This is a genomic window from Vibrio gelatinilyticus (assembly GCF_022836845.1).
Classification (GTDB): domain Bacteria; phylum Pseudomonadota; class Gammaproteobacteria; order Enterobacterales; family Vibrionaceae; genus Vibrio; species Vibrio gelatinilyticus.
On sequence record NZ_JAJNNZ010000016.1, the window covers coordinates 1 to 18,497 of the forward strand.

Below are 18,497 nucleotides of genomic sequence, written 5' to 3' on the forward strand. Positions count from 1 at the left end.
TCCCGTCCACTCCGCCACTTATTAAGAGTTTCAGCTCTTTAAAACTGAAATAGGGGTGTAGCTCCAATTGGCAGAGCAGCGGATTCCAAATCCGCGTGTTGGGAGTTCGAATCTCTCCACCCCTGCCATATATCAAGGCTCTGACTTAGGTCAGAGCCTTTTTTTCGCTTGTACCAAGCGATGTATTGAGAGCCAGCGCGCTTGGTGGCAACTCCCATCGAACCTTCTGTGTGCCGACGATCCCCACCCCTGCCATAGCTTAAGACTCTGACTTCTCTTTTTTAACGTACAGAACAATCGTTATATAGCCTACATAACGACTTTTAAAGGCCATGCCGATAAAGACATTTGCCCACCCAAATGGCTAAACCTAACTGTGAATTAAATTATCTGCGCTTTGTAACTTCATATTTTTTGATACTTACCGTAAATTTTACATTCTATTAACGGCTAATTTGATGTTAATTCAAATAGTAAAAAACAGAATTAAATATTTCGAGTGCTTGACCGCGCAAAAATCAACAAAAAAAAGTACTTTTAAATGCCTAGTGTCAATATTGAGACTATCCTAATTCAAACGTGATCGAACTTATTCAGGGAGTATTGATAGATGCAACAGGAAGACAATGTAATTGAACATGGATATTTTACTGAGATGCACATCGATACTATTCTCGAGAACTTAGATGTGGTTCGAAAAAGTATGTTCGAGCATCAAGGGATTGAAGGGGATACTGAGCAGAAGTTTCCATCGGTCTGTTTGATTGGTCTTGGTCGTTGCGGCTCGAATATAGCGCTTGATGTTGCTACTCTCGTCTATAATGCACGGGGGCGCTATCTCACTGAAGACTCACAAGAAGTAAAGTTATATGAGCAAGAAAAAGGTCCGGTTAGCTGGCTAAAGGGCCATCTAAGCAGCAATTTTGGCACTAAACACCCTCCAGTTTATCTAATCGAGCCTGTAGTCATGGTCGGAGACCTTGATAAAGATATTGAAGGTCGCATACGTTATTCAACAAGTAAGGGTCGACTAGATTTTCTTGAGAACTATAAGAAAATAAAAATTATGGATCTTTCAGAAGTGCATGCTGGCGGCGCTGGTAATGCACCAATCTTGGGGCAATATCTCGCCAAAACGATTTTAAATCGAAAAACGAGCAGCTTCTCAAACGAAACGTGGCGTTACTTACATTCTTATCTCGTTGATTCCTGTGGCATCAAAGCAAACCAATCGCGTCTTTATTTCTATATCTTTAGCTCAGGCGGCGGCACTGGTTCTGGAATGGCTTCGGAGTTCGGCTTAGCCCAACAGTACTCTTATATGAGTAAAACCTTTGATCTCACCGTGCAGAAAAGTTCCGCTTCAAATAATAAAGCCCACAGTTTTGTTTTCGAGCCAATTTTTACCTCTGGAATCTGTATATTACCTAATATTTGGGGCGAAAATGTAGAGCCTTCCGAAGCTTTGCACATAAATTCAGGTAGATTGTTGTGTAAATATCTTTCTGAAGAATGGAGTTTCTCTTACAACCTAGATAACGATAGAGGGGCGGAAGAAAGTGTGGATGTACTTAATCGTATCCGGCCATGGAATGCAATGATGTTAATTTCAAACGATATCATGCGTTATGCAGAGACCAATGATGAAAAAAATAAAAAGGAAATTGACGTTAATAAGATGGAGAAATATGCAAACCAGTATATCTCTCAACAGATTTTCAATATTCTCACAGCGCAAGCGGTAACCTCGGACTACGATGAGAACTATTTCAGAAGTGCGGGTATTGATATTGCAGAAACGATTCGTCTTGATGCCAATGATTTGTTTATGAGTTTGGCTGGCCCCGTCGCTATTGCTTATTCTGAAAGTGTTGTTGGGCCAAATCGTAATGGTCCGGTGGACGTCGATGATTTGTTTTATCGCTCGATTGAACTTCCCCATTTTAATCAACAAACGCAAGCAATTGAGGGTATTAGTCTTTTACCTGTGGAATCCACAAAGTACTCTGATTTATTAAGACGTTACAAAGAAGCGAACTTTGAATTAGAAGAACTACAAGACCTGCACTTCTTTAAAAATTGCTCCTCGATAGTTTCGATTATTTCGTTACCTAAAGATTACAAGCTGACTTACACCTCTCTTAATAGACTTAAGTCACATATCAATAGACTTTTTCCTAACACAACACTAAAGCGGTATGCATTGGTGATCGGCACTTCACCAAACTTGTCATTGACGACACTTGTATCAAAGAGCCCTTGTTTAAGTGATGATTTTTTGACGCTGATAGTTGCTTATATTAAGCGTTGCTTTGCAAAAGATGAATTCTTATACAATGATGTAATTGATAAGTTGGTACTCAAAGCGATAAAAGATGATGACTTCAACGAGGAAGAAATTAAGAAGTATTTCCTTAGCTTTGAAAATCCTGCAAAAGTGCTTGATACAAATTGGTATGCTATCAAGCCTATGTATGAGAAGAAATATCGAGAACTTATAACTGATAAGAAGAAATTTACTTCCATCAATGATATCCGCTTAACGTCGGATAGCGTGATTAGAGCGTTAAAGTACATTCGTGAAATCTATCGTCACAAGATTAGCAAAACAAGTATAGTGTCACTAAATAGTACTTTGTCACTCTCTGAACCGTTACCTAAAGCCTCTGTACCTGAAGAGCCGAAAGAGCCGAAAGAGCCAAAGAAGCAAACACCTAATATCATTAAGAAGAAAAACATATTGATAGTTGATGATGGCGTTGCTAATGAAGAGAGCGATGACTATTGAAGATAGGTAAAAAAACGGCCCAATCGGGCCGTTTTATTTATGCTCTTTGAGCGATCAAGCCATTCCCTGGATGATTACAAACTTTTCTAGAAGTTCGTCTTCTGTTTCAATGTGTTGTGGATCGGTAATGATACAGTTGGTAATAGGACAAACTGACTGGCAGGTCGGTTTATCATAATGCCCCTTACACTCTGTACAAAGTGCTGGATCAATCTCATAGATTGAATCTCCCATGGTGATGGCACCATTTGGACATTCTGGATCACACATATCACAGTTGATACATTTATTTGTAATCAGCAGTGCCATGTTACTTACCTGTTGGATTGCGGGTATCTTGGCCTGTGCTCAAGTTTCTCATCAATAACGCGTAGCTCAAGTCCAAATCTTCCGGCACTGGAATGAAAACGAAATGGCCATTGCCCTTGGCATCTTCGATAGTTTCAGACTTGCGATTTTCCATTACTTCAAGGTTGAAGATGATGTTGCCGTTTGGAGTCATTAATTCAAGGCTATCACCAACAATAAACTTGTTCTTAACTTCAACTTCTGCCAGATCGCCACGGCGTTTGCCCGTAAACTCACCCACAAATTGTTGAGTATCAGATACTGAATAACCATAGTCGTAGTTTTGATAGCTATCGTGGGTGTGACGGCGTAGGAACCCTTCGGTATAGCCACGATGCGCAAGGTTTTCTAACGTCCCCATTAGTGACTCATCAAATGGTTTACCAGCAACGGCATCATCAATTGCTTTACGATATACTTGAGCTGTACGTGCGCAGTAGTAGAAAGATTTAGTCCGACCCTCAATCTTTAACGAGTGAACGCCCATCTTAGTCAGACGATCTACGTGTTGGATAGCTCGAAGATCTTTTGAGTTCATGATGTAAGTGCCATGCTCATCTTCAAACGCTGCCATTTTTTCTTCTGGTCGGTGGGCTTCTGAAAGAAGTACAACTTCGTCAGTTGGCTTACCAAGACCTAAAGTATTGTCTGGGCGCTCTTCTGCTTCTTGCACTTTAACTGCAGCTGCATCTTGAACTTCGACGATTTGTCCAGCATCGTTTTCTTTTGCGTCTTCAACTTTATATTCCCAACGACATGCATTTGTGCATGTCCCTTGGTTTGGATCGCGCTTGTTTATATAGCCAGAAAGCAAACAGCGACCAGAGTAGGCCATGCAAAGAGCACCATGTACAAAGATTTCTAGTTCTGTCTCTGGGCAGTGCTCACGGATTTCCTCGATTTCTTCCAAAGACAGTTCACGAGAAAGAATGACACGTTCAACACCTTGAGTACCCCAGAACTTAACCGTTGCCCAATTTACTGCGTTGGCCTGTACAGATAGGTGGATCGGCATGTCAGGAAATGCTTCGCGTACCATCATGATTAGGCCGGGATCTGACATGATCAAGGCATCTGGCCCCATGTCGACAACGGGCTTTAAGTCGCGAATAAATGTCTTAAGCTTTGAGTTATGAGGCTGAATATTACATACCACATACAGTTTTTTTCCCTGTGCATGGGCTTCGTTGATGCCTATTTGCAGGTTTTCGTGGTTGAATTCATTATTACGCACACGAAGGCTGTAACGAGGTTGACCTGCGTAGACGGCATCTGCTCCATAAGCAAAAGCGTAACGCATGTTTTTAAGGCTGCCAGCAGGTGACAGAAGCTCTGGTTTAAACATGTTTAAAATCTCTAAATCTGATTACAAGTCAGCGTAGCACCACCAAATGGTACCAAGGGGCGCAAATTTTACGCCAATCGACGTGGCTTTCCTAGTCTTTTAGATATTTAAACTTATTAGAGAAGATAAATTGGAAGGAGTTGACGCACGTGGTATTGCCACGAGCGTCAAGAAATGGACTCAATTTTGTGCTAATCCGCCAAGAGCTTGATATAAATTTGGCAAAAAAGCGCTGAATTCACCGCACATAAGAGAAAGGTCAGCATCGATACGTGCTGCCGCTTCTTCACGGGGGATATCGTCATTCTGGTCTTTCAATTCGTCGCTAAACTTCAAACGTTTAATACTTCCGTCATCTGCCAACAAAAACTCAATACGCTCTTGCCAGTCGATAGCCAGTTTTGTCACTTGCTTATCTGCTTCAATATGGCCTAAGATCTCTTCACTCGACAATTCCTGCTTTTTACAGCGAATAATGCCACCTTCTTCTAGAACTGATTTCAGTTCGGCTTCATCGAGAATCGTAAATCCAGTAGGGGACTGACCACTCTTAACCCACTCAGTCAAAGTGTTCTCAATGGCCTGTTCAGGGAAAGCTGGGATGACAGGAAGACTGCCCATAGATTTGCGAAGTAACGCCAACACATCTTCAGCTTTTTTATGGCTACTTGCATCAACGATGATAAAACCTTCTTTTGGCATGATCAGCAGGTTAGTTACCTGACTTTTACTAAAGGCGCGTGGTAACAAATCAATAATGATTTCGTCTTTGAGGTCATCCTTTTCTTTTTTCTTTAAAGGACGCCCTTCTTGCACCTCAATAGCTTCAATTTTCGCTGACAGAGAGTCCTTAATAACGGAAGCAGGCAGCATTTTCTCTTCTTTTTTAGCACTGATCAGTATGCGGTTTTCAGAGACATGGGTCATCATGTCACCATGTTTGCCCAGCGCCGTTACCCAGCCAAACTTTTGTTTATCCTGACTACCACAAGGTGAAAAACTGAACTCTTGAAGTTGTTCTTCGAGTTTATCAGCAGTGAATTCCAACTCTTTATTAAAGCGGTAGACCAAACAGTTTTTAAACCACATATTCATCTCTTTCTTCGTAATTTCAGGCGGACATCATAGGCAATTTTTTCGAGGTTGTCTTAACTCAATTCAAAAATATGACAATGAAATAGATAAGAAAGTTATATTAAAAATTGTTTTCAATGGTCACAAAAGTGTCATACTTATTCTTGATAATGCATTTAGTTGATTAAAGACCAAAGGTTATTCCATTATGTCCAGAAAGATCCTAGTTGTTGAGGATGAAGCACCAATTCGTGAAATGCTTTGTTTTGTCTTAGAGCAAAAAGGCTATCAAGCAGTGGAAGCCGAAGACTATGATACGGCTGTAAATAAGTTAGCTGAACCCTATCCTGACTTGGTATTGCTCGATTGGATGCTGCCTGGCGGCTCCGGCATCAACTTTATTAAGCACATGAAGCGTGAAGAGCTTACTCGAAACATCCCTGTCGTGATGCTAACTGCGAGAGGAGAAGAGGAAGACAAAGTGCGTGGTTTGGAAGTCGGTGCTGATGACTATATTACAAAACCGTTTTCACCAAAAGAACTGGTCGCGAGATTAAAAGCGGTAATTCGCCGTGTTACACCAACTGCGTTGGAAGATGTTATCGATGTACAAGGCTTGAAATTGGATCCAGTATCTCATCGCGTGACAGCAAATGATGGGCCGCTTGATATGGGGCCAACTGAGTTTAAGATGTTGCACTTCTTTATGACACACCAAGAGCGTGTTTATAGTCGAGAGCAACTATTGAATAATGTATGGGGCACTAACGTATACGTTGAAGACCGTACCGTTGATGTTCATATACGGCGCCTACGCAAGGCGCTTGAAAGCGCTGGACATGATAAGCTAATTCAAACAGTTCGTGGTGCTGGTTATCGATTCTCAACAAAAGGTTAGATTGAGACTTCGGAGAGGGTAATGGTTGAAAGGATAACCTGGAAGAAGCTAGCCTGGGAGTTGGCTTTTTTTTACACACCTTGGCTTATTGTCGGGTGGATATTTGGATATATGCCGTGGTTGCTGTTAGCTGCCACGGTTTTGCAGTTAGTGTGGCATTTGCATAATCAGATGCGCCTGTCTTCTTGGTTGTGGGACGAAAAACGCCTCACCCCTCCTTCTGGTACAGGTAATTGGGAATCATTGTTTAATGGTATTTACCGATTACAGCAACGTCAGCGCCGCAAGCGAAAAGAACTGACCAATTTGATTCGTCGATTCAAGAATGGTGCGGAATCACTGCCCGATGCGGTAGTCGTGTTTCGTAGCGAAGGCAATATTGTTTGGTGTAATAAACTGGCACAGCACCTTCTGGGCTTTCGTTGGCCAGACGACTCAGGGCAGCCTATTTCAAATCTTATTCGCACACCAGACTTCATCAAATATCTGAACAAAAACGACTTCTCAGAACCTCTTGAAATGTGTTCACCATTTAATGTTGAACGCATGCTGGAACTTCGTATTGTACCTTATACCGATGGTGAACACTTAATGGTGGTCCGAGATGTATCGCAGCTCAAACAGTTAGAGGGAATGCGTCGAAACTTCTTTGCTAATGTATCGCATGAACTGAGAACGCCTATGACTGTGTTGCAAGGTTACCTTGAAATGACTGAAGATCCCGACATGGTCGTAGGACCTATGTGGAGCAAAGCACATGGCGTCATGACCGAGCAGCTAAGTCGCATGAATGCATTAGTTAATCAATTACTAACTTTGTCGAAGATTGAAGCAGCACCTATGCATGAGCTCGATGAAGTGGTCAATGTGCCGAGTATGTTAGAGGTACTGGAGAAGGAGGCTAATAGTTTAAGTGGAGACGCACATCATAATATTCACTTCGATGTTGATAAGTCACTTCGAGTGTTTGGTGACGAAGATCAGTTGCGTAGTGCAATCTCAAATTTAGTCTATAACGCGGTGAAATATACCCCTGAAGGGGCTGGTGTTAATGTGCGATGGTTTCAATCAAATCAAGGTGCATGCCTTGTCGTTGAAGACACTGGAGAAGGGATTGAGGCTCAGCACCTGCATCGCCTAACGGAGCGATTTTATCGTGTTGATAAAGCTCGCTCCAGAGACACCGGTGGCAGTGGGCTGGGTTTGGCGATAGTAAAGCATGCGCTTTCTCACCATGATGCTCACCTTGATATTCAAAGTGAAGTCGGTGTTGGAAGTAAATTCTCTTTTGTTTTGCCTGAGCGACTTGTGGTTCCTTCATGTTGAGACAAAAGCTAAGTCTTTGGCTCATTATCAGTTTGCTGCCTATGGGTTCGCTAAAGGCAGCATCTTTGCCGAAATATCAAAAAGTGGCAGGTGTTTCGGGTAATCTTTCATCGGTTGGTTCTGATACTTTGTCTGGGATGACGACATTGTGGTTGGAAGAGTTCAAATCACTCTACCCAAATGTCAACGCACAAATTCAAGCTTCGGGTTCAGCAACTGCGCCACCGGCTTTGGCTGAAGGCACTGCGCAATTTGGGCCGATGAGTCGGGCGATGCGAATGCGAGAAATTGAAGCCTTTGAAAGGGAACATGGCTATAAGCCCACTGCGCTGCGTGTGGCGATTGATGCTATAGGCGTGTTTGTGCACATGGACAACCCAGTCAAAGGTCTTAATTTCAAACAACTTGATAGCTTATTTTCTTCAACTATGCGTTGTGGTGCTAGGCAGCCAATTCACTCCTGGGCACAACTGGGGATAAAGGCTAGTTGGGGACAGCGCTCGGTTCAGTTATTTGGGCGAAATTCGGTATCGGGAACCTATGGCTACTTTAAAAAAAATGCTTTATGTGGAGGCGATTTTAATCGTTCTGTCAATGAGCAACCAGGCTCGGCCTCAGTGGTTCAAGCAGTGTCATCCTCAATTCATTCAATTGGCTATTCTGGTATAGGTTATCGAGTTTCTGGAACTCGCCTTCTTCCAGTCGCGAAAGAAGGGAATCAGTATATAGACCCGTCTGATGAAAATGTCTTGTCTGGAGCGTATCCATTGTCTCGTTATTTGTACATTTACGTGAATAAAAACCCTAGCAGATCGTTAGAACCGATAGAGGAAGCGTACATTCGCTTTATTTTTTCGAGGGAGGGGCAGAACATTGTACAAAGTGACGGCTATGTACCAGTTAGCTACGAATTTGCTCAAAATGAATTAAATAAGGTAGGGCTAGAGTAGCCATTATTTCAGTTCTAAGCGCCAATGAACTGACTTCCAATAGCGCTGTTCTGTCTCTAGATCCGCAAATAGTAAACCGTCATGATCAAGTTTGTGCGGAGCCAATCTTGATATGCACCAGTGGTCATCGGATACCCTTTTAATCTCAACGGATAAGTTTTGCGTTTTGCGCTGCGCGCTCAATATCACCGAAAGTCTTAACACTTTGATTAAATCGAGAACCTGAGTGTCACTAAATAAGTGCAAGTTTGAAAGTTCGCCTAATTTAAGAGCTTTCCGCTGATTGCGTACTAGTGTTGCGAGTAATCGTTGTTGTTCGCTATTGAATCCAGGCATGTAGCTGTGCTGGAGGAGGTACTGTGAATGCTTGTGGTAGGATGAGTAGTTCACACTTAACCCTACCTCATGCAACATTGCCGCCCAAAGCAATACATCGCTAAGTTCTTCGCCGATATCAACATTGAGCTTGGTTTGATGAAAGATCGCCTGGGCTTGATCGCGCACTCTGTGCGCCTGTTCAATATCAACGCAGTAACGTTGTAAAAAGACATTTGCAGTTCTTTGTCTTACATCGCCGGTTTTAAAGCGCTCCTCCATTTCATAAAGTAAGCCTTCTCTAAGTGCTGCAGAAGAGAAATGAAGTTGTTTAATCTCGAGCTGCTCAATACAAGCAAGCAATATAGAGACCCCAGCAGGAAGGTAACGCTTTCGCTCTTCAGTGATGCCTTTAAATGAGATATTGTTAACCAACTTGTCCTGACATAACTTGCTGACCAGTTTTTTCAGGCGCTGCTTGGTGATCACCCCATCTTTAAACCCCATTTCAATAAGCACATTGCGTATGACTTTTACTGTTCCTGACGAGCCAAACACGCATTGCCAGCCATACGTAACAAAATGGTGAGAGATACTTTCAAGTTTTTGTCTCGCGGCCAAATTGGCACTAACAAAACTATTTTTTGACAGCTTGCCGTTGGGGAAAAAAACTGTGGTAAAGCTAATACATCCCATCGCAGTGCTACTAAGATATTGAGGCTCGAAATTTTGACCGATAACGAGTTCGGTGCTCCCGCCCCCTATATCGATGATGAGATTAGAGTGATGAGCATTGAGAGTGTGAGCTACACCTAAGTAGATGAGCCGTGCTTCTTCTTCTCCGGGAATAATCTCAATCGCATAGGGGATTACAACTCTTGCTTGTTCTAGGAAGGTCGTTTGATTGCGGGCAACCCTTAGAGTATGAGTTGCGGCGATGCGTACATTATCGGGAGTGACCCCTTTGAGTCGTTGGCTAAACTCGTGAAGGCACTTAATCCCCCTTTCTATTGAGGCTTGGCTAAGGACGTTGTAACTATCTAAGCCTAATGCGAGTTGAACTTTTTGTTTGTGGCGACTAATGATATGTATTTCATTATCGACAACTCTAGCAATCACCATATGAAAGCTATTTGAGCCGAGATCGATAGCAGCGACGTGTCGTATTGGGTTGAAATCCGAGTCAATCTTCATAGGGGGCGTCACTTGTATTGGGATATGGGGCCAATTGTTGTCTTTTAAGATAGTCGTAAATGGCGATTTGAGAGCGAAGCTTCTTTGGGCGGTTTGTCGTGACGTAGTGATTGCTCATTTTCTCATCGATCACGCGCGCTTTAACCGTGTCTTTTTGTTGAAGATCGATAATGTCGATGATGGTCTTTTTCAATTGCTCACAAAGTATGGGCGCAGTAACCTCAATACGATGGTCCATGTTTCGTCTCATCCAGTCAGCCGATGAGATAAACACTTTGGGGTCGCCTTGATTGTAAGCAATGATAACTCGAGGATGCTCTAAATAGCGGTCAACAATGCTAGTGACAGTGATCGTATCGCTGATATCTTTGATACCTGGTATGAGAGAGCACATGCCGCGGATGATTAGGTGGATCTTTACACCGACACTACTCGCGTCATAGAGCTTTTTGATTAGTTTTCTATCTGCAAGGTTATTTAACTTCAATATCAGCTCTGCTTTCTCTCCCCTGAGTGCTTGCGCCATTTCAAAGTCGATCAATTGGTAAAAACGCTTTCGGGAGTTTTTAGGAGAGACGATTAATTGCGAAAATGAAACGGATTGATAGGGCTTTTCTATATATTTAAAGACCTTATTGACATCTTTTGTGATCACTGGGTCTGCCGTGATTAGACCGAAATCGGTATATTTGGCTGCTGTCCATTCGTGGAAATTGCCTGTACCAATATAGGCATAGCATTGAGAACTTTGTTGTTCTTCTCGCACAATGAGCAGCAGCTTTGAATGGATTTTTAACCCAGGAGCGCCAAATACCACTCTTACTCCAGCATGATTGAGCGTTTGCGCCCACTCTATGTTTGTTTGTTCATCGAAGCGTGCTTGTAATTCAACCACCACCGTAACGAGCTTACCATTGCGTGTCGCTTCCATAAGAGAGTGCATTAGCCTTGAGTCCTTCGCCACGCGATAGATGCTGATTTTGATTTGGGTGACGGCCGGATCAAAGGAAGACAGTCTTATCAGTTCGGTAAGATGAGCAAATGTATGATAGGGGTAATAGAGCAAGATATCGTTCGCTCTAATGGCAGCAAATGGGGTAGGGTATCCCTCGAACTGAGGATGATTTAAGGGGGGTAATGCCTGATATTCAAGATACGTGGGACCGAGGTTTGGGAATTGTGCCAAATCCTTATAGTTGTGGTAGCGCCCGCTGGGAATAATGCTATCAAAACTCGACATTTCTAACTTCTTTTGCAGAATATCCAACAGTTCTTTCGGCATATCTCGTTGATAGATAAATCGGACTGGTAGTGCCGTTAATCGTTGGTTTAGGCTCTCCGACATCAGCTCTATTAAATTGCGTTCTGCTTCTCCACTTAACTCGTATGCGGCATCGCGGGTCATTTTGATAGCAAAGCAATTCAAGGAGTTATACTCAATCACGTTTTGATAAATGTCATCGAGGCATAAGCGAATGATGTTATCCAACAAAATCAGTGTTTTTCTTGGTCTATCTGGCTGCTGCGGCACAAGAATAAAGCGGGGAAGCACCTGAGAAGGGATTTCTAGTAGGCTGTAGCGGCTCGTCTTGTTTTGTTTAGCTTCGACCACAAGATAGCTTTGCTCATCTTTTAGTGAGGTGAGCAAATCGCAATTTTTGTTTATCCAAAGAGGAGTCAGGTGCGCCAGAATTCTCTGTTGAAAAAATTGTTTTACCCAGCTTTGTTGCTCTACCGAAAGTTGGCTTTCGTTGACCAGATAAATGTCATTTCTTGCTAACTGTATGACTAACTTGTTGTAGATACTCTCAAAACGATGGTTTAGCTCATGCACCTTACTTTGCATCTTCTCTAGTAAAACACAGTAGTGTTGGCGCTTATCTTTTCTTTGGTGAAGTAAAATACGACGTTGAATGTTAGCAAAACGTACTTTATAGAATTCATCTAAATTATTGGAATAGATACCAAGAAAACGGACGCGTTCGACTAAGGGGACATTGGGGTCTTGTGCCTCTTGCAGCACTCGCTCATTAAAGGATAGCCAGCTTAGTTCCTTATCAACGAAGAGCTTTAATGTACTCATAATCCCTACCTAGTCCTTGTGCGTCGGCGATATCTTTGAGATGTACGTCAACATATGATGTTTTCTTTTGATTATAGTGCGAGAAGAGACAGTTGATTATTTTCAGTTGCTTAGATGGCATGTAATATAAATGTAATCTAATTGAAATACGATATTAAGGTGGCCAGAGTTTCATACAGGGCCGTCTCGCCAGTTAATCTATAGTATAGAGATACATTGAGTATCTTATTCAGCCCAAGAAGAAAGACACAACACTATGCCGATAAATGACTTTTCGTTACAAGCAAGAGATCGCAAGCGCCTGCTTCAAGATCGATTTGTTCGTGCACTAGTGTCATTTGGTGGATTAAGTGTACTGGGTGGCCTCGTTTTCATCTTTGTCTATTTGGCTTATGTGATCTTCCCGATTTTCTCTTCCGCTCAATTAGAATGGACAGAAAGCGTTGCGATAGAAAATTCAGAACCAATGGTGTTTGCCCGTGTCGACGACTATGCTACACAAGCATATTGGGTCACCGAGCAAGGGGTGCTAATTGAGAAGGCGTTAACCAGCAAATCGTACAGTAAGGAAGTGCTTGCGAATGATATAACAATGGTCGCACAGGCAAGCCCTTCTTCAGAGTGGTTTGCCCTTGCCGACGATAGCGGCCAGGCTAAATTAATTCGGGGACAGTTTTCATTTGACGCTCAGAAAGCGGCCAGCCAATTGCGTGTTACTGAGGCGTATAACGGACAATGGTTTGATTTAGAAACAGCCTCTCTAGCTCATTTAGCGGTCGCCGTTCGCCAAGACAATGCCGTCATTGCAAGTGCGGATACAACAGGGTTCGTCAGCTTTTTATCCATCGATAACTCAATAAATAATGCGAATGCGTCGCCTCGTAAAGAGCGTCAATCATTGGCTGATAAAATCGAGAATATCGAGAAGATTTTATTAACGCCAGATACACAGACGCTCTATGTCCTAGCTGAAAACCGACTCTATGTCATTATACTCAAGGACAATCTTTATCAGGTCCGTGAGATCATTGATTTAAGCCAGGGCAGTGAAAGCTTGAACGCAATAGGAATCTACTTGCTCGCTGGCGCTCATTCTGTGCTTGTTCAATATGACAATAATACGGTAGAGCAATGGTTCGATGTTCTGGATAACGGAGAGCGTTCATTATCGGCTATCCGAGAATTTAAATACAATCACACCATACAGCAATTGCTGCCCGAGATTCATGGCAAAGGCTTTTACGTTTACCTCAGTGATGGGCGCCTAATCACTACCTACACCACGACAGAAAAGCAACAAAAATTAGATCAAATACAGATGACGGCTGTCCCTTTATTTGGCCTGTCAAACAATGACCGTCAACTAATCGCCCTTGATACAGGAAAGTTGAATGTCGCCGTTATCGATAATGAGTACCCCGAAATTTCGTTCAGAACATTGTGGAGCAAGATTTGGTATGAAAGCTACCCTGAACCCGAGTTTGTTTGGCAAACCACCGCGGCGAATGATGATTTTGAACCGAAATTTAGTTTGGTTCCCATCGCCTTTGGTACAATAAAATCAGCTGCTTATGCGATGATTTTTTCTGTACCAATTGCTGTATTTGGTGCGATATATACCGCTTATTTCATGTCGGCAAGAATGCGCAAAGTCGTTAAGCCTACTATCGAGCTAATGGAAGCCTTACCCACAGTCATCATCGGTTTTCTTGCCGGACTTTGGTTTGCACCTATTGTTGAGAGTCATCTCCCTGGTGTCATGGTATTACTAGTCGCTCTACCAGTCATGACAGTCATGACTGGTCTATTTTGGTACGTGTTACCCAGAAGGTGGGTGGGTAGCATACCAAGTGGTCTTCACGCGATTATGCTGATCCCTGTGATCATCATTGTGACCGCAGTTTCGCTGCACTATTCCGCAACGATGGAACAGTGGTTATTTGATGGTGATGTCCGAGCCTACTTAGCTCTGCAAGGCATTGGTTATGATCAGCGCAATGCGATGATTGTTGGGTTTGCCATGGGCTTTGCCGTTATTCCGACCATATTTACAATCTCAGAAGATGCTATTTTTTCTGTACCAAAACACCTATCAGATGGCTCGTTAGCCTTGGGAGCTACGCGATGGCAGACGCTAACATACGTTGTTCTATTAACGGCAAGTCCCGGTATATTTTCAGCGGTAATGATGGGGCTAGGTCGCGCTGTTGGCGAAACGATGATTGTATTAATGGCCACAGGTAATACCCCGATTTTAGATTGGAATATTTTTGAAGGAATGAGAACACTTTCCGCGACGATGGCGGTCGAGCTGCCGGAATCGGATGTGGGTAGTACTCACTATCGGCTACTATTTCTAGCAGCATTGATTTTGTTTACATTTACTTTTGCAGTGAACTCGTTAGCAGAGTGGGTAAGGCAACGCCTCCGGGAGCGATACCGTGCATTGTAGTGACAACCAAGTGAGCAGAATATTGTGATTAAATGGATTAGGTCAGGAGCCCCGTGGATCTGGTTAACAGGAGGAGCGGTCAGCATCAGCATCATTTCGGTGCTGGGATTGCTTCTGCTTATTGGCTGGAAAGGATTAACCTACTTCTGGCCAGCTCCTTTGAATCAATGGCAAGATCAACAAGGGGAGCGTTTGATCGGCCAGATTTACTCTAAAGCCTGGGTAGCGACTAATACTATTCCTGATGCACAAAATAGGTTTTCAGAGGCAGTTCTCGAACAAGGGAAGGTCGAGCGGTTAACTATTAAGACAGCTAACCGAGATCTCTACGGAGTAGATTTTATTTCGATACTCAGTGCAGAGTTGTCTGAACCTACAACGCCAGATGAGCTGATTATTGTCGAGAGAAGTCGCGGTGGTGATTTCTATGGTGTCGCAACCCGGTTGACTGACGACAACAATGTATACCGCGACAATATCGCTTTTCATCTGCGCTCTGCTCTAGAGAAAGCGCAGCTAATCCGAGATCAAATGGATGGTTCCATTACCCGAAACATTCGAGCATTGAGTGGTCAGTTGGAAACCTTGCGACTCAAGAAGCGTAAGGCACAACTCAATAACAGTTGGGATGACATTCAAGAGGAACGTTATCGTCGACAAGCAGACATCATTACGCAGCAGCTGGTTAACTATGAAGATAAATTGGATGATTTACGCCTCGTCTTGGCCAGTACGACACTGACTCTGCAAGAGATGAGCGGCAAAAGCGTTGATCTTCCACTGTCGCGCATTATTGATTTCTGGTATCCGAATCAGATGCAATGGCACGAAAAAATGATTCACTGGTTGGGGCAAGTTTGGAAGTTCTTGTCCGACGACCCAAGAGAATCGAACTCAGAAGGGGGAGTCTTCCCCGCTATTTTTGGAACTGTTTTACTGGTGTTGATTATGTCGGTGATCGTCATGCCTCTCGGCGTGCTGGTGGCCATCTATCTACACGAATACGCCAAAAATAATTTGTTAACTCGGATGATTCGCGTAGCGGTGATTAACCTAGCAGGCGTGCCTTCCATTGTTTACGGTGTGTTTGGTTTAGGCTTTTTTGTATATACCCTAGGAGGATCTATCGATGACCTGTTTTACCAAGAGCGCTTACCAGCGCCAACCTTTGGTTCTCCAGGTTTGTTGTGGTCTGCACTGACTCTCGCTATGCTAACATTACCCGTGGTTATTGTGACGACAGAAGAAGGCTTAAACCGCATTCCAAATTCAGTCAGACATGGCTCTTTGGCATTGGGCGCGACTCAGTTTGAGACTCTCTGGCGCATTGTTGTGCCCATGGCCAGCCCTGCGATAATCACAGGCTCAATCCTCGCAGTCGCGAGGGCGGCAGGTGAAGTCGCTCCCTTGATGCTCGTCGGAGTCGTCAAATTGGTATCTAGTCTGCCAGTTGATGCTCAATTTCCTTTTCTACATCTTGAGCGAAAATTTATGCACTTGGGTTTTCATATCTATGATATTGGCTTTCAAACATCCAATATTGAGGCAGCAAGACCTTTGGTTTATGCAACCTCCTTTTTGTTGGTGACAGTAGTGATTAGCTTGAACCTGACAGCGATTGCAATCCGTAATAATTTGCGTGAAAAATACAGAACGTTGGGGCACGATTAGCGATGTTTTCTATCAATCAAACTTTAGGGTATCCCACTCCCCTTGATGTCAACAATTTGACGAAAGAGCAAACTGCGATTTCTATCGAGGGACTAAACTTGTTCTATCAGGGTAAAAAAGCGCTGGATGATGTGTCTATGAAATTGCCTAAAGGGCAAGTAACCGCTTTTATTGGCCCCTCGGGCTGCGGAAAATCGACACTGCTACGTTGCATTAACCGCATGAACGATTTAGTAGAGGGATGCACGGTCGAAGGGAAAGTCACACTTCACGGTAAAAACGTTTACCATCCAAGCGTCGATGTGGCGACATTAAGGCGTCGAGTGGGGATGGTTTTTCAAAGACCTAACCCATTCCCAAAGACCATTTACGAGAACGTCGTCTATGGTTTGCGCTTACAAGGCATAAAGAACAGACGAAATCTTGATGATGCGGTAGAGCGCTCGTTGCGTGCGGCTGCTCTTTGGGATGAGGTTAAAGACCGTCTTCATGAAAACGCCTTTGGCTTGTCCGGAGGTCAGCAGCAAAGATTGGTCATCGCAAGGGCGATAGCCATTGAGCCAGAAGTATTATTACTTGATGAGCCAACCTCTGCTCTTGATCCTATCTCTACACTGACCATTGAAGAATTGATTAATGATCTGAAAACCAAGTATACCGTGGTAATTGTTACTCACAACATGCAGCAAGCGGCTCGAGTGAGCGATCATACTGCGTTCATTCACTTAGGAAAGCTGATAGAGTATTCAGATACGGATTCAATTTTTACGTCACCAATTAAAAAGCGAACCGAAGATTACATCACCGGTCGCTATGGATAAATAGTAAGTAAGGAGCATCATGCACTTTGGGCGTCACATTTCTGGACAGTTTAACGCAGAGCTTGAATCGATTCGTACCCATGTGCTCACTATGGGTGGGTTGGTGGAGCAGCAGCTGTCTTTTGCGATACAAGCCTTACATAAAGACGATATCGATTTGGCGCGAAAAGTGGTCCGGGATGAGCACAAAGTTAATGCGATGGAAGTGTCAATCGATGATGCTTGCACTCGAATTATTGCTAAAAGACAGCCAACTGCGAAGGATTTACGTTTGGTGATGGCCATCATCAAAACCATCACAGATTTAGAGCGCATTGGTGATGTCGCAACCAAAATTGCTTATGTTGCGATTGAGACTCCGACTAATAGCGAGAAGCAGTTTCAAATCTCACTAGAGCCATTGTGTCGTCAAGCGATTTCGATGTTACATCAAGTTTTAGATGCATTCGCTCGCATGGATGTCGACGCGGCGGCCAGCGTCTATAAGCAAGACGATAAGCTTGATGCCGAATACGAAGCCGTTATTCGGCAACTGATGAATTATATGATGGATAATCCAGAGAATATTCCAGATGTGTTACAGGTTATGTGGTCGGCTAGGGCGATAGAGAGAGTTGGCGATCGTTGTCAGAATATTTGTGAATATATTATCTACTTTGTGAAAGGCAAGGACGTACGTCACCTTGGAGAGAAAGATATCGACGAACTATTAAAAGAATAGTTCGTCGCATGGAGTTGACTAGAAACTGAAAGTAAATCCTAGATTCCAGCTCGATAAAATGTCACTAGGGATATAGGTTTTCTGATGATCAAAGACGTGAATGTCAAAACCTGTTTTTAATCCAAAATTCGGTGTGGCTTGATAAACATAAGCGGCACCGATACTCACACCTGAAGCGCTTCGGCTCTCACCTCTTTTACTGCCATCGTATTGAGCAACGCCAAGACCAGCTTGAAACCCTTGCACGACAGTTGACGAAAACATTTGCTGGAAGCCAATTCGGTAGCTGTTAATGTTTTCATCATAGCTATTGCTAGCGTAATGTGTTCGTGCGTAGTCAAAAAATACAGCATCAAAACCAAGCATCTCAGTTGCCCCGATTTGAAGACCGGCACCGCGATACGCACCGAGTTTGATTTCAGGTGACAGCATAATGCCAGTTGCGTTGGACAGCGTTGAAAAGCTCAAAAGAGCAGAAATTAGAAGGACTTTTTTCATTGTGGTCACCGTA

Annotated in this window: 14 protein-coding genes and 1 tRNA gene; 9 read left to right on the top strand and 6 right to left on the bottom strand. The window is 43.3% G+C overall.

The annotated features are described in order from the left end of the window. Positions 1–51: 51 nt before the first annotated feature. Together LNL84_RS16215 and LNL84_RS16220 are read left to right on the top strand one after the other, a co-directional pair. Positions 52–128 (top strand) — tRNA-Trp (locus LNL84_RS16215). Positions 129–610: 482 nt separating this feature from the next. Next, complete coding sequence (locus LNL84_RS16220; RefSeq protein WP_244358647.1) at positions 611–2,788, top strand: hypothetical protein; 2,178 nt, start codon at positions 611–613, stop codon at positions 2,786–2,788. 54 nt (positions 2,789–2,842) lie between these two features. Here LNL84_RS16220 and LNL84_RS16225 read toward each other — a convergent pair whose 3' ends face one another. The 3 genes from LNL84_RS16225 to rdgC form a co-directional block, all read right to left on the bottom strand. Then, positions 2,843–3,097, bottom strand: a complete 255-nt coding sequence (locus LNL84_RS16225) for a YfhL family 4Fe-4S dicluster ferredoxin (RefSeq protein WP_244358648.1) — start codon at positions 3,095–3,097, stop codon at positions 2,843–2,845. Between the two features lies 1 nt (position 3,098). Continuing rightward, entirely contained in the window at positions 3,099–4,481 is a 1,383-nt protein-coding gene (gene trhP / locus LNL84_RS16230) for a prephenate-dependent tRNA uridine(34) hydroxylase TrhP (RefSeq protein ID WP_244358649.1), read from the bottom strand. A gap of 180 nt (positions 4,482–4,661) precedes the next feature. Continuing rightward, entirely contained in the window at positions 4,662–5,570 is a 909-nt protein-coding gene (gene rdgC, locus LNL84_RS16235) for a recombination-associated protein RdgC (RefSeq protein ID WP_244358650.1), read from the bottom strand. Positions 5,571–5,763: 193 nt separating this feature from the next. Here rdgC and phoB point away from each other — a divergent pair, with 193 nt between their 5' ends. From phoB to LNL84_RS16250, 3 genes are read left to right on the top strand one after another with little or no spacing between them, the layout of a single operon-like run. After that, positions 5,764–6,453, top strand: coding sequence for a phosphate regulon transcriptional regulator PhoB (gene phoB, locus LNL84_RS16240; RefSeq protein ID WP_244358651.1), 690 nt, complete (start codon positions 5,764–5,766; stop codon positions 6,451–6,453). 21 nt (positions 6,454–6,474) lie between these two features. Further along, on the top strand, positions 6,475–7,779 hold the full coding sequence (gene phoR / locus LNL84_RS16245) for a phosphate regulon sensor histidine kinase PhoR (RefSeq protein ID WP_244358652.1): 1,305 nt from the start codon (positions 6,475–6,477) through the stop codon (positions 7,777–7,779). A gap of 41 nt (positions 7,780–7,820) precedes the next feature. After that, positions 7,821–8,729, top strand: a complete 909-nt coding sequence (locus tag LNL84_RS16250; RefSeq protein WP_244358748.1) for a PstS family phosphate ABC transporter substrate-binding protein — start codon at positions 7,821–7,823, stop codon at positions 8,727–8,729. A gap of 3 nt (positions 8,730–8,732) precedes the next feature. Here LNL84_RS16250 and ppx read toward each other — a convergent pair whose 3' ends face one another. After that, positions 8,733–10,238, bottom strand: coding sequence for an exopolyphosphatase (ppx, locus tag LNL84_RS16255; protein ID WP_244358654.1), 1,506 nt, complete (start codon positions 10,236–10,238; stop codon positions 8,733–8,735). Further along, positions 10,228–12,321, bottom strand: coding sequence for a polyphosphate kinase 1 (gene ppk1, locus LNL84_RS16260; protein ID WP_244358656.1), 2,094 nt, complete (start codon positions 12,319–12,321; stop codon positions 10,228–10,230). Before ppk1 ends, ppx begins: the two co-directional genes overlap by 11 nt. A gap of 256 nt (positions 12,322–12,577) precedes the next feature. On the opposite strand from ppk1, the gene LNL84_RS16265 reads away from it, so the two are divergent. From LNL84_RS16265 to phoU, 4 genes are read left to right on the top strand one after another with little or no spacing between them, the layout of a single operon-like run. Further along, entirely contained in the window at positions 12,578–14,773 is a 2,196-nt protein-coding gene (locus tag LNL84_RS16265; RefSeq protein WP_244358658.1) for an ABC transporter permease subunit, read from the top strand. A gap of 24 nt (positions 14,774–14,797) precedes the next feature. After that, positions 14,798–16,444: a phosphate ABC transporter permease PstA gene (gene pstA, locus LNL84_RS16270; RefSeq protein WP_244358660.1), complete on the top strand. Its 1,647-nt coding sequence runs from the start codon at positions 14,798–14,800 to the stop codon at positions 16,442–16,444. 2 nt (positions 16,445–16,446) lie between these two features. Then, positions 16,447–17,265: a phosphate ABC transporter ATP-binding protein PstB gene (gene pstB / locus LNL84_RS16275; protein WP_244358661.1), complete on the top strand. Its 819-nt coding sequence runs from the start codon at positions 16,447–16,449 to the stop codon at positions 17,263–17,265. 19 nt (positions 17,266–17,284) lie between these two features. Next, entirely contained in the window at positions 17,285–17,986 is a 702-nt protein-coding gene (phoU, locus tag LNL84_RS16280) for a phosphate signaling complex protein PhoU (protein WP_244358663.1), read from the top strand. A gap of 18 nt (positions 17,987–18,004) precedes the next feature. Here the strand turns inward: phoU and LNL84_RS16285 are convergent, their stop codons facing one another. Continuing rightward, the gene (locus LNL84_RS16285) at positions 18,005–18,484 is read right to left on the bottom strand and encodes a hypothetical protein (protein ID WP_244358664.1); all 480 of its coding nucleotides are present in this window, start codon (positions 18,482–18,484) and stop codon (positions 18,005–18,007) included. Between the last annotated feature and the right edge of the window lie 13 nt (positions 18,485–18,497).

Excerpts from the sequence above, each read along its gene's own strand:
- trhP (WP_244358649.1), bottom strand. The coding sequence starts at position 4,481 with ATGTTTAAACCAGAGCTTCTGTCACCTGCTGGCAGCCTTAAAAACATG.
- LNL84_RS16250 (WP_244358748.1), top strand. The coding sequence starts at position 7,821 with ATGGGTTCGCTAAAGGCAGCATCTTTGCCGAAATATCAAAAAGTGGCA.
- LNL84_RS16225 (WP_244358648.1), bottom strand. The coding sequence starts at position 3,097 with ATGGCACTGCTGATTACAAATAAATGTATCAACTGTGATATGTGTGAT.
- LNL84_RS16220 (WP_244358647.1), top strand. The coding sequence starts at position 611 with ATGCAACAGGAAGACAATGTAATTGAACATGGATATTTTACTGAGATG.
- LNL84_RS16285 (WP_244358664.1), bottom strand. The coding sequence starts at position 18,484 with ATGAAAAAAGTCCTTCTAATTTCTGCTCTTTTGAGCTTTTCAACGCTG.
- phoR (WP_244358652.1), top strand. The coding sequence starts at position 6,475 with ATGGTTGAAAGGATAACCTGGAAGAAGCTAGCCTGGGAGTTGGCTTTT.
- pstB (WP_244358661.1), top strand. The coding sequence starts at position 16,447 with ATGTTTTCTATCAATCAAACTTTAGGGTATCCCACTCCCCTTGATGTC.
- phoU (WP_244358663.1), top strand. The coding sequence starts at position 17,285 with ATGCACTTTGGGCGTCACATTTCTGGACAGTTTAACGCAGAGCTTGAA.
- phoB (WP_244358651.1), top strand. The coding sequence starts at position 5,764 with ATGTCCAGAAAGATCCTAGTTGTTGAGGATGAAGCACCAATTCGTGAA.
- LNL84_RS16265 (WP_244358658.1), top strand. The coding sequence starts at position 12,578 with ATGCCGATAAATGACTTTTCGTTACAAGCAAGAGATCGCAAGCGCCTG.
- ppx (WP_244358654.1), bottom strand. The coding sequence starts at position 10,238 with ATGAAGATTGACTCGGATTTCAACCCAATACGACACGTCGCTGCTATC.
- rdgC (WP_244358650.1), bottom strand. The coding sequence starts at position 5,570 with ATGTGGTTTAAAAACTGTTTGGTCTACCGCTTTAATAAAGAGTTGGAA.
- ppk1 (WP_244358656.1), bottom strand. The coding sequence starts at position 12,321 with ATGAGTACATTAAAGCTCTTCGTTGATAAGGAACTAAGCTGGCTATCC.